8 protein-coding genes are annotated in these 12,187 nt (G+C 37.0%); all 8 read left to right on the top strand.

The window, feature by feature from the left end; translation table 11 throughout:
• The first annotated feature begins 213 nt into the window (after positions 1–213).
• The 8 genes from WA352_RS12515 (at position 214) to WA352_RS12480 (ending at position 12,092) form a co-directional block, all read left to right on the top strand.
• Positions 214–654 (top strand): GNAT family N-acetyltransferase, encoded by a 441-nt coding sequence (locus WA352_RS12515; RefSeq protein ID WP_033133484.1) that lies wholly within the window; start codon positions 214–216, stop codon positions 652–654.
• Positions 655–1,021: 367 nt separating this feature from the next.
• Entirely contained in the window at positions 1,022–2,035 is a 1,014-nt protein-coding gene (locus WA352_RS12510) for a DUF1852 domain-containing protein (RefSeq protein ID WP_033133485.1), read from the top strand.
• A 27-nt stretch (positions 2,036–2,062) separates the two neighbouring features.
• Positions 2,063–3,088, top strand: coding sequence for a methionine synthase (locus WA352_RS12505; RefSeq protein WP_032864471.1), 1,026 nt, complete (start codon positions 2,063–2,065; stop codon positions 3,086–3,088).
• Positions 3,089–3,175: 87 nt separating this feature from the next.
• Positions 3,176–3,667 carry a flavin reductase gene (locus WA352_RS12500; protein ID WP_005205662.1) on the top strand — a complete coding sequence of 164 codons (492 nt, stop codon included), beginning with the start codon at positions 3,176–3,178 and terminating at the stop codon, positions 3,665–3,667.
• Between the two features lie 607 nt (positions 3,668–4,274).
• The gene (locus tag WA352_RS12495; RefSeq protein WP_033133507.1) at positions 4,275–4,832 is read left to right on the top strand and encodes a TetR/AcrR family transcriptional regulator; all 558 of its coding nucleotides are present in this window, start codon (positions 4,275–4,277) and stop codon (positions 4,830–4,832) included.
• A 506-nt stretch (positions 4,833–5,338) separates the two neighbouring features.
• Positions 5,339–7,543: a type I restriction-modification system subunit M gene (locus WA352_RS12490; protein WP_033133486.1), complete on the top strand. Its 2,205-nt coding sequence runs from the start codon at positions 5,339–5,341 to the stop codon at positions 7,541–7,543.
• A gap of 1 nt (position 7,544) precedes the next feature.
• Positions 7,545–8,756, top strand: a complete 1,212-nt coding sequence (locus tag WA352_RS12485) for a restriction endonuclease subunit S (protein ID WP_033133487.1) — start codon at positions 7,545–7,547, stop codon at positions 8,754–8,756.
• A gap of 45 nt (positions 8,757–8,801) precedes the next feature.
• Positions 8,802–12,092 (top strand): type I restriction endonuclease subunit R, encoded by a 3,291-nt coding sequence (locus WA352_RS12480; protein ID WP_033133488.1) that lies wholly within the window; start codon positions 8,802–8,804, stop codon positions 12,090–12,092.
• Positions 12,093–12,187: the final 95 nt, after the last annotated feature.

The raw sequence follows: 12,187 nt of genomic DNA, 5'->3' as shown, positions 1-12,187 counted from the left end.
ATCAAGCCGACTTTGATGATTTATTGTGTGAAAGTTGTAGAAAGTTCTAGTAAATCTTAGACTTATGGTTTAGAGAGATGAGTCACATTTTGACCAAATGAGCGGATTGAATTATCAAAAAATTGGTCTAGATGAAAAGTTTAAATTGGCACTCGGCTTTATAAAAGACAAAACTATGATGTTTAGACACCATCCTAATATGGAGGCGCTGGCATGAAGCTCAGAGCGCTGGAGCAGCAAGATTATCAAAACTGGTTGTTGTTATGGCAAGGCTATCAGGCTTTCTATAAGGTCGAGATTGATCATAAGGTGACGGAAAAAACATTTTCTCGATTACTTGATCCAAATGAAGATATGTACTGTCTAGTGGTGGGGGATCAAGATACTTTGATTGGCTTTGTGCATTTTATTTTTCATCGAAGTACGTGGACTACAGGTGATTACTGTTATTTACAGGATTTATTTGTTGATCAACATTCACGGATAAAAGGTTTAGGTCGTAAGTTGATAGAAGCTGTTTACCAAAAGGCGGCTGAAAGAGAATGCTCACGTGTTTATTGGCTAACTCATGAAACCAATTACCAAGCACGAATGCTTTACGATAGCATGGCCGTGAATGCAGGATTTATCCAATATCGGAAAAATTTGCATTAATTCCAGCATCTTAACCAAGTGTGTAGGTTGAGTTCTGTTTTAAACCGCGAGAAAAAGCGGTTTTTTATAGCTCATCGGTTATGTTGTGACAAATAAAACTGATCATAAAACTTTCTTTGTGACTTTATTTAATGATTTCACTTCAACGGAAAGCAGCAAATTTTTCCTAAGGTGATCGGGCTGAGCTCTACTGTCCGCCTGATTGCACAGACCTTGTTGAGCGATTTTCACCTTAGTGAATTTCTTAACATGAATTTCATTCATTTTGAGGTTAGATTAAATCATTTTTATTCAGCTAATGATTGCGGTATAAATCACTCTATAAAGAAATTTAGATTTATCTCGGAAATTAGGGTGGCAGATTAAAATGAGTAAAGAGTTTGCATTTACGATTAAGCGTATTGATTTTGATGAGAACTACACCCCATCAGAAAATACACGTATCACAACCAACTTTGCGAATTTGGCAAGAGGCGAGAGTCGCCAACAGAATCTGCACAACACCTTAAAGATGATCGACAATCGCTTTAATGCTTTGGCGCATTGGGATAATCCTTTTGCTGATCGTTATAAAGTTGAGCTGGAAATCATTTCGGTTGAAATGAAGGTGGATGCGGCAAGCAATGCCAATCCACTTCCTTTAATTGAAATCTTGAAAACCAATATTGTTGATCAAAAAACCAATGAGCGTATTGAAGGTATTGTGGGCAATAATTTCTCTTCTTATGTACGTGACTATGATTTCAGTGTGCTATTGCTTGACCATAATAAAAATCAGTCTGGATTTAGCACACCAGAGAACTTCGGCGACTTACATGGCAACTTGTTTAAGAGCTTTATTGAGTCAGAGACTTACAAGGCAAACTTTAAAAAGCCACCTGTGATTTGCCTCAGTGTTTCCAGCAGCAAGGTCTATCAACGTACTGAAAATCAGCATCCAGTATTGGGGACGGAATATTTGCAAGATGAATATTCATTAACGGATGAGTATTTCCAAAAAATGGGCTTAAAGGTGCGTTATTTCATGCCGCCAAATAGTGTTGCGCCGTTGGCCTTCTATTTCTCTGGGGATTTGTTGGCGGATTACAGCAATCTGGAGTTGATCAGCACTATCAGTACCATGGAAAGCTTCCAGAAGATTTACCGTCCTGAAATTTACAATGCTAATTCAGTGGCAGGCAAATCGTATCAACCAAGTTTGAGCAACCAAGATTATTCACTGACTCGCATTGTATATGATCGAGAAGAACGTAGTCGTTTGGCGATTGAACAAGGCAAATTTGTTGAAGAACAATTCATCAAACCATACCGCGAGACGCTTGAACAGTGGTCTGCCAGTTATGCAGCACAAAACAACTCGCAAAAAAGTTACGCGCACTAATTTATTGAAAATATAAGGTTATTGATGATGAAAAGATTATTACCTACGTCGACTGCGGGTAGCTTACCGAAACCGTCTTGGTTGGCAGAGCCTGAAAAGCTTTGGTCACCATGGAAATTGCAAGAGCAGGGTCTGATTGAAGGTAAACAGGATGCTTTACGTTTGTCTTTGCATGAGCAGCAAGTAGCAGGCATTGATATTGTCAGTGATGGCGAGCAAACCCGTCAGCACTTTGTGACGACATTTATTGAGCATCTTACCGGTGTTGATTTTGAGAAACGTGAGACGGTGCGCATCCGTAATCGTTATGATGCCAGTGTACCAACTGTGGTCGGTGCTGTATCGCGTCAAAAGCCTGTTTTTGTTGAAGATGCCAAGTTCTTACGTCAGCAAACCAATCAACCAATCAAATGGGCGTTGCCAGGGCCAATGACCATGATTGATACGTTGTATGATGCGCATTATAAAAGCCGTGAAAAATTGGCATGGGAATTTGCCAAAATCCTGAATGAAGAAGCCAAAGAGTTAGAAGCGGCGGGCGTGGATATTATCCAGTTTGATGAACCTGCTTTTAATGTGTTCTTTGATGAAGTAAATGACTGGGGTGTGGCGACTTTAGAGCGTGCGCTTGAAGGTTTGAAGTGTGAAACTGCGGTGCACATTTGCTATGGTTACGGCATTAAAGCCAATACGGACTGGAAAAAGACCCTTGGTTCTGAATGGCGCCAATATGAAGAGGCTTTTCCAAAGCTACAACAATCAAAACTTGATATCATCTCGCTCGAATGTCATAACTCGCGTGTGCCGATGGATCTGATTGAATTGATTCGCGGTAAAAAAGTGATGGTTGGTGCGATTGACGTGGCGAGCAACACGGTTGAAACGCCAGAAGAAGTTGCCGATACCTTACGTAAAGCACTTCAGTTTGTCGATGCCGATAAGCTGTATCCATCAACTAACTGTGGTATGGCACCTTTGGCACGTGATGTTGCACGTGGCAAGCTGAATGCATTAAGTGCAGGTGCAGAAATTGTTCGTAAAGAACTCGCTTAATTTAACGACCCCTAGATGGCTTAAGGGCTGCACATTGTAGCCCTGAGCACATTTAAAATAGATCGGGTTTAATTGAGGTATAAAGTGATGGTTGAAGCAACAGATTTTAGAGATGCAATGTCTTTACTCACCAGTGCAGTTAGTGTGATTACCACCACTGGCATGTCTGGTCGTTATGGCTTTACTGCATCTGCTGTATGTAGCGTCACTGATACGCCTCCGACTTTATTGGTGTGTATGAATCGGGCATCGAGTTCACATGTACATTTCGTCGACAATAAAATCTTAAGCGTGAATGTGTTAAGTGCAGATCATCAACATATTTCTAAAGCCTTTTCGTCTAAATTGAGTCCCGAAGAACGTTTTAAACACGGTGCTTGGTCAGAACTGGAAACAGGTGCGCCTGTTTTGGATGATGCCTTGGTGAATTTTGATTGCGAGATTGATCAAATTCAGGAAGTGGGAACGCATACGATTTTTATTTGTCGTATTGTGGCGGTTCAACAAAGTGGACATGATCAAAGCTTGGTTTATTTTAATCGTGCTTATCACCAAGTGGGGCAAACTGAAGTCGCTTAAAGTAGGATGCTTTAAGCCGATTGGCTCATTATTAAAATACATTTACATCATAATTTAAAAATAATAAACAATATAATTTATTGAAAAATAATAATAAAATTGCTTTGGCCCAAAGTGTAAGATTGACACCCTTAAACTCACCGATTATTCTTTAAGCGCTGGCCTACATCGCCAGCCGGTTTTAGCAGACCGTTTCCTAAGTGCATTGAAAAACCTTGTTTTTTTGATGTAGACTCGTTCGTCCCCCTTTTGTAGCGGTAGGGCGAAAGGGGGACGCCTTCGGGCGTGCTGATTCTTAGGTTCAGTCTGCTAACCCTCTTTCACCCTGCCACCATAATCTTTATGTCTTGGCAGAATTCCGAAGGATTTAGGAGTTGGCCATGCACTGTATTTTTATTCTTCTTCATTAGTCTTTGACAGGGTTTGAATGCGCTTCGTAATTCAGACAGTGCTTTGTCACGACTAAAAAATCATATCAACAATAAAACTTGAGATACGCTCAGGCCGTCTTATCGGGTCTTTGCATGCCTTTTTTTGCTTATTGCAGCATAAATGGCCGCTTGATCGGGTTGAGCAACAACAAAAATTATTCAATCATGGAAATGATATGCCACCTTTTGCTTTGACTTATCGTGCTTTAAAAGTCTTGGATACCTCGCAAACACTGTTTAACCAAGATGGCTTTCATCATGTTGGGGTCGACCTGATTATTGATGAGTCTAAAATTGCCAAAGGCACCTTTTATAAATACTTTCACTCCAAAGAGCATTTGGTTGAAATGACGTTGAGTTTGCAGAGAACGGCACTGAAGAAAGAAGTCCGTTCAATTCTGTATGCCAATAAAAATTTATCGGGGCGTGAAAAGCTGAAACGGATTTTCTTTCTGCATGCCGATTTAGAAGGGATGTACCATTTATTGTTTCGGGCAGTTTTTGAAATTAAAGCACGTTATCCAAAGGCATATGAGATGGTGGTGGAATACCGAAACTGGTTGATTCGTGAAATTTATATGTTGTTGGTCAGAATGGAGATGAATGCTGCAAAAGCAGATGCACAGATGTTCTTGTTTGTGGTGGATGGGGCAATGGTGCGGTTGTTGAGTGGGAATAAGGTGGATAAAGGGAAGTTGTTGGAAGGATGGTTGGTGGGGGCTTGTTCAGATTGAGTTTGCATGTTATTTGGGTAGGTCAAAACTAATATTTCCAAATTGATCATTCTTAGCTTTGCCTTTGGTATGCACATGTAAGTCTCATCGAGCCCATTCTGGACCACGATTAATCATAATTTCTCCGTTTATTTATTCATTTTTTGGTTTTTACAATATTAATTTTAGCCTAAAAGTTATGAGTTAATTCAAAAGTTTAATTAAACTTATAAAACTTTCAGCAAGATCATTTTTCATGGGCTAATTTAAGCCATATTTACCTTGTTTAGAAGTCCCAAGAGTATTTTAGATTATAAAAATGGATTCTTGTATTTCTCAAAATATATTTGAGAAAAGAAAACTAATTTATTAGCTTCTTCGATGCTAAGTCGTTCTGTAGAATAGCGCACTAAGCGCAATTTTTCTTTATCTATGAAGCAAATGGTAAAGAGTTTTTTTGGGATTGAATTGTTTGGGGAATCAAGAATCTCCTCATTCTTAATTAAAAAAATGTTGTTGGAAGTGATATGAACCTTATTGAGTTAAAACAGTTAGAAGATCAGCTTTGGTCAGCAGCAGATAGCTTACGTGCAAACACTGACTTAAAGCCTAACGAATATTCAACTCCAGTATTGGGTTTGATCTTCTTAAAGTTTGCTGACAATAAATACGCTGCTGCTGAAGATGCAATTCTAAAAGAATTTAATGAACTTAGAGGCTCTCGTCGTGAAAAGTCGATTGCTGAAATTGCCATTAAACATTGTGGTTTTTACTTACCTGATAATGCTCGTTATAACTATTTGCTTGAACTTCCTGATAGCGAGAACTTAGCAAAAAAAATTAAAGAAGCGATGCAGGAAATTGAAGATCATCAAGGCCAAGATGATTTTAAAGATGTATTGCCTAAAGAAGAGTATCAAGCCTTTAACCGTCGTCCAGAGAGTAAAGATGCGCTACGTGGTTTAGTCCGTAGTTTTTCAAATATTCCTGTGGATGCTTCAGGTGATGTATTTGGCAAAATTTATGAATACTTCTTGGGTAAGTTTGCGCTTTCAGAAGGACAAAAAGGTGGTGAATTCTTTACGCCAACTTCTGTTGTACGTTTGATGGTTGAAATGATTGAACCTTTTAATGGTTCTGTATACGATCCAGCATGCGGTTCTGGTGGTATGTTTGTTCAGTCTTTACAATTTGTAGAGCGCCGTAAAGCATTAAGCAAAAAGCTTGGTGAAGCTGAAAATACCAATCATTTATTCGTATATGGCCAAGAAAAGACGCTAGATACCGTCAAACTTGCCAAAATGAACTTGTTCGTAAATGGTTTGAAAGGTGAAATCCAGCAAGCAAACTCCTATTCAGAAGATCCATTTAAAGGCTTTGAAAAATTCGATTACATCATGGCGAATCCACCATTTAACGTAGATGATGTGGCTATTACAACAGTTGAAAATGATCCTCGTTTTAATAGCTATGGTTTACCGCGCAATAAGACTAAACCTAAAAAATCAGATGATAATTCAAAGATTGAAACAGTTCCAAATGCAAATTATCTATGGATTAACTTATTTGCAACTTCGCTAAAAAAGGCACAGCAAGCTAAGCTATCCAACAGTGGTCGTGCAGCTTTGGTTATGCCGAACTCTGCTTCGGATGCCCGTAATTCAGAAGCTGATGTACGCCAGACATTGATCGAGCATAATTTGATTTATGGCATGCTGACTTTGCCATCAAATATGTTCTATACGGTAACGCTACCTGCAACACTCTGGTTCTTTGATAAAAATAAAACAGATGACAAAATTTTGTTTATTGATGCTCGTAACATCTTTAGACAGATTGACCGTGCGCATCGTGACTTTACAGATGAGCAGATTCTTAATATTGCCATGATCGGTAAGCTTCATAAGCAGCGAAATCATGAATATATCAGTTTGGTGGACGATTACTTTAGACAAGGGATGGCTAAACTTGAAGCCACAGTTCCTCATGTAGAGCCAAGCTTTAAAAAACTCAAAAATGCGTTAAAAGATGATGCAGTGATTGTTCAAAGTGTTGATGAACTTAATGAACATTGGCATGCCTTAAAACCTTTAAAAGAGAGCTTTGATGCTTATATAACAGCTTTCCCTCAGGCAGTAACTAAAGATTTAGTTGCTGATTTGAATGGGAAGCAAAAGAAGTTAAGAGCAAGCTTTACACCATTCTTTAAAGCGATTGTGGATGAAGCAAAAGTTTTAGACAAAGCCATTCGTGAAAAAGAAAAAGCGCATAACGACTTAGTCAAACTCACTCGTGCTGAAGTTGCCGAAGCTAAGGCAAATGATAAAAAAGAAGTACTTAAAGTTAAAGAAGTCAAACTTAAAGAATTGAATGCTTTAACAGCAGATATTAAAGAAGTGAAAGCCTTACTTGCCGATATTAAAGCTGATCGTAATGAAGCTGAGTATTTCTTCAATCATATTTCATGGTTACAAGAGCGTTTTCCAAATGCTGAATATGAGGATGTAACGGGACTTTGCAAGTTAGCAACACCTGAGGAAGTAAAAGAACAAGATTATTCTTTAAATGCAGGGCGTTATGTGGGTGTAGTGATTGAAGAAGATGGGCGTACAGAAGAAGAGTTTCAGGAGAATATACTCGATTTAAAATTAGAATTAACTAGATTAACAAATGAATCCATCAAATTGAGTCATTTAATTAGTAATAACCTAACGATGCTTTTAGGAGATTGATATGAATTTCAATTTTATATCAATTGGAAGCTTAATTGATTCTAAAGAAGCATCATTACAAACTGGTCCTTTTGGTACTCAACTAAAAGCTAGTGAGTATGTAGAATCTGGAACCCCAGTAATCAATGTTAGAAATATTGGATTTGGTGACATTAGAGCTGACAATTTAGAATTTATAACGGACTTTAAAGCTGAGCAACTGAAAAATCATATTCTATGTAAAGATGATATTGTTTTTGGAAGAAAAGGGGCAGTAGAGAGACATTCATATATCCAAGACGAGCAAGTTGGTTGGGTTCAAGGGTCTGATTGTTTGAGACTTCGTTTAAATACTGAAAATGTAGATTCTAGATTTTTATCGTACTATTTTAAGACACAACCTCACCAAGATTGGATGCATGCTTTGTGTGCCTTTGGTGCAACAATGGCTTCACTAAATCAAGATATTGTTCGTCGAATTTTATTCCCATGTCCTTCGATTTCAGTACAAAGACAAATTGTTGCTATTCTTTCAGCTTACGATGACCTCATCGAAAACAATAAAAAACGTATCCAAATTTTAGAAAATATGGCGGAAGAGCTATATAAAGAATGGTTTGTACGGTTTCGTTTTCCTAATTGGGAAAATACAGAGTTTGAAAAAGGCATTCCTAAAGATTGGAAAATTGAAAAAATTTCGAATTTGGTTGATAGAAAGAAATTTGGTCGTGTTTACAAAGAATATGAATTATGTTTAGAGGCAGACATTCCTGTTATTGATCAGTCTCAAAAAACTATGCTAGGTTTTCATGAAGGAGAAGCAGAACATATAGCATCTTTTGAAAGTCCTATGATTATTTTTGGGGATCATTCATGCAAGATGCAGATCATGTTTAAGAATTTTTCTTTGGCAGAAAATGTTATCCCATTCAAAAGTAAGCATAATATTTTATTATTATATTTATTTTCTTTAATTAAAGATCAAGTAGAAACTACAGAATATAAAAGACATTGGGGCGAGCTGACCAATAAGAAGGTTTTAGTTGCTCCTTTAACTCTTCAAGAGAAGTATACAAATTTAATTATAGATAAGATGAAACTGATTGAGATATTAAAAACTAAAAATAGCTTATTGGTTAATAACAGAGATCAGTTATTGCCTCGCTTAATTTCAGGAAAACTATCGGTAGAAAACTTGGATATTCAGTTTCCACCATCAATGCAAGAATCGTAAGTTATTAAAAAATAGAGTTATTTAGAGGGATAGAGGGGGTAATTTGTGGCAAAAGTAACACGTAATTTTATAAGTGAAGATGATATTGAACAAGCAACGATAGCACTTTTGAATACCGAGTTTGGTTATCAGCACTTAAACTGCTATACCACAGATTCAAGTGACTTAAATGATCGTTCGGGTCGTACTGACAAAAAAGATGTTATCTTCAAAGATCGTATCATTGCCAAATGTGTGCAATTCAATCCCCAAGTCCCTCTAGAAGTGATAGAAACTGCTGTATCTAAACTGATGGATCGTCGTGGTTCTATGTCTGCTATTAAAGCTAATATGGAACTCTATACTGCTATTCGGGATGGTGCTTCTATCACCTATGAAGATAAAAACGGTGAGAAGCATGAAAATGAGTCTTTAAAACTGATTGATTTTGAAAACCCTGAAAATAATGAGTTTTTGGTGGTTTCTCAGTTATGGATTCAATCGACAGGACGTACGCCATATTGCGCTTATCGCCGTCCTGATCTCATTCTCTATGTAAATGGTTTGCCATTGGTATTTATTGAACTGAAAAACTCTAATGTAAAGCTTAAGAATGCTTTTGACGATAATTTAAAAAACTATAAAAATGATATTCCTCAGCTTTTCTTAACCAATGCTTTTTGTGTGCTTTCAAATGCGACAGATACAAAACTAGGGAGTTTTACTGCTGAATGGGAGCATTTCTTTAACTGGTTACGTGTGGAACAAGAAAAAGAAAAAGTAAATAAAGAAGAAATTGAAGAGCAAGGTACAAGTATCGAATATTTACTACGTGGTTTATGCCGTCCAGAACGTCTTTTAGACTATGTCGAAAACTTTATCTTATTCCAAAAGGAAAAATATAAAATTATCGCTCAAAACCATCAGTTTCTAGGGGTAAATCATGCTTTCCAAAACTTCTTAAAGCGTGATGAATTGAAAGGTCGCCTAGGTGTGTTTTGGCACACACAAGGTTCTGGTAAAAGCTTCTCTATGATTTTCTATGTCAGGAAGATTTATCGTAAAGTCACAGGTAATTTTAGTTTTGTGGTGATTACTGATCGTGAAGACTTAGATGATCAGATTTATAAGAACTTTATCCATACACAAGCCGTCTCTGAAGCAGAAGCGGCAAAGCCTAAAAATAGTACCCATCTTCGTACATTATTAAGCCAAAATACTAAGATAGTCTTTACCTTGATTCAAAAGTTTAGATACCACAAAGGCCAAGAATATCCTCAGTTGTTTGATCCTACTAAGCGTGAAGTCACCGTGATAGTTGATGAGGCACACCGTACTCAATATGAATCACTTGCTGAGAATATGCGAAAAGGCTTAGATGGTGCACATTTTCTTGCGTTTACAGGAACACCTATTCTTAAGCAGAAAAAAACAAAACAGTGGTTTGGAGAATATGTTTCTGAATATACATTTCAGCAAGCAATAGAAGATAAAGCAACATTGCCACTTTTCTATGAAAAGCGAGTGCCAGAGGTATTATTACAAAATGATGATCTCAATGAGGAACTCGCTGAAATTTTAGAAGATGAAGAGCTCAATGATGCTCAGAAAGAAAAACTTGAGCGTAAGTTTTCAACTGAATTGGAAGTTATCAAACGAGATGATCGTCTAGATCGTATTGCTGAAGATATTGTGTACCATTTCCCACGTCGTGGATATTTAGGTAAAGGAATGATGGTTGCTGTGGATCAATTCACAGCAGTACGAATGTACGACAAGGTTTCAAAACTTTGGAAAGAAGAACAAAAGAATTTACAAACTCGTATTCATAATTCTAAAAATGATATTGAAAAACATCGTTTAAAACAGCGTCAAAAGTATATGAGTGCTGTACAAATGGCGGTAGTTATCAGTGATCCAAGTTCAGAAAAAGAGCGCTTTGATAAACAAGATCTGGATATCCAGCCACATATTGATCGTTTAAATAAACTTGATGCAAATGGTGCTGATATTGAGGACAACTTTAAAGACCCTGAACATCCATTACAACTTGTCTTTGTGTGTGCAATGTGGCTCACAGGCTTTGATGCACCCACTGTTTCAACGCTTTATCTAGATAAGCCTATGAAAGGTCATACGTTGATGCAAACGATTGCTCGTGCAAACCGTGTGACTTCATATCGTATTCAGAATACAGAGGGTGAGCTGGTAGAAAAAAGAAATGGCGAAGTTATTGATTACTATAATGTATTTAGAAATCTAAAAACGGCTTTAAAAGATTACGGTCAAGGTACTGGTGAAGATGGGGAAACAGATGCTCCCGTACAAGATAAAACTGTACTTTTTCAAATGCTAGATGAAGCAATTATAAAGACGCTAGAATATTGTGAATCTAAGAATATTGATTTGAATCAAATATTGGAAACTCGTCATGAGAGTGGCGGCACGTTTAAAGAAAATGCTTTGTTTGAACAATATGCTGATCAATTATTAGAAAAAGACGAATATCGTAAGACTTTTAATGTTCATTTCAATACAGTTGCGGCTTTATATGAAGCATGTAAACCAAATATTTTGGTGCAACCTCGACCAATTGTTTCGGTTATCCAATTTTTACATGGCTTCATTGAAGCAATGATTGAGCCTCAAGATTTAGAAAAATCAGGTACCTCAGTATCAGATTTATTGGATAGAAGTGTAGTTGTTAATGAAGATACTGCGAAGACAGTTAAAGACTTTAAAGAAAATTATAGTTTAATTCATGGTCAAAAATGGGATTTAAGTACAGTTGATTTTGACAAGCTGAAAGAACAGTTCAAAGAAACTAAGCACAAGAATATTGCCATTGCAGATATGCGAGCTTTTCTTGAGAAAAAGATCATTCAAATGTTGAAGCAAAATGGCGGTCGTATTAACTTTGCCGAACGTTATCAGCAGATGATAGATCGTTATAATTCAGGTGCAACAGCGACAGAGCAATTATTTGACGAACTTCAGAAGTTTACAAAAGGCTTGAAAGATGAAGATCAACGCCATATCAAAGAAGGACTGACAGAAGATGAGTTGGAAATCTATGACCTTCTCTTAAAGGATAGGTTAACCAAAAGTGAGCAGCAACAAGTGAAGTTAGCAGCAAAAGACTTAATTACGGCTCTTTTGAATACGACTCCGAAAATTTTAGTTCAAGATTGGTGGAAGGATGTTCAAACTCAAGCCGTAGTAAAAGATGAAATTGAGAAGGTCTTAGATAAAGACTTACCAATAAGTTATGACGAGATTCAATTTAAAGAAAAGGTTTCAACAGTCTTCGAGCTGGTTAAAACTTTAGCGATGAATGATGATAAGTGGGTAAGCTAATACAGCTCATTTAATGAAATAGTAATAAGCATAACTTTTAAAGAATAAAAAAAAGAACCATTCATTAGAACGGTTCTTTTTTTATTTGAATGACA

Origin of the sequence: Acinetobacter sp. 102, from assembly GCF_037028485.1 — a bacterium.
In the GTDB taxonomy this organism is placed as follows: domain Bacteria; phylum Pseudomonadota; class Gammaproteobacteria; order Pseudomonadales; family Moraxellaceae; genus Acinetobacter; species Acinetobacter higginsii.
Note: the sequence above shows the minus strand (reverse complement) of the source record. Positions and strands in the feature narration are given on the sequence as shown.

What these genes read in the sequence shown, in the direction of transcription:
- WA352_RS12490 (WP_033133486.1), top strand. Translation starts at nt 5,339, where the DNA reads ATGAACCTTATTGAGTTAAAACAGTTAGAAGATCAGCTTTGGTCAGCA.
- WA352_RS12515 (WP_033133484.1), top strand. Translation starts at nt 214, where the DNA reads ATGAAGCTCAGAGCGCTGGAGCAGCAAGATTATCAAAACTGGTTGTTG.
- WA352_RS12505 (WP_032864471.1), top strand. Translation starts at nt 2,063, where the DNA reads ATGAAAAGATTATTACCTACGTCGACTGCGGGTAGCTTACCGAAACCG.
- WA352_RS12495 (WP_033133507.1), top strand. Translation starts at nt 4,275, where the DNA reads ATGCCACCTTTTGCTTTGACTTATCGTGCTTTAAAAGTCTTGGATACC.
- WA352_RS12485 (WP_033133487.1), top strand. Translation starts at nt 7,545, where the DNA reads ATGAATTTCAATTTTATATCAATTGGAAGCTTAATTGATTCTAAAGAA.
- WA352_RS12500 (WP_005205662.1), top strand. Translation starts at nt 3,176, where the DNA reads ATGGTTGAAGCAACAGATTTTAGAGATGCAATGTCTTTACTCACCAGT.
- WA352_RS12510 (WP_033133485.1), top strand. Translation starts at nt 1,022, where the DNA reads ATGAGTAAAGAGTTTGCATTTACGATTAAGCGTATTGATTTTGATGAG.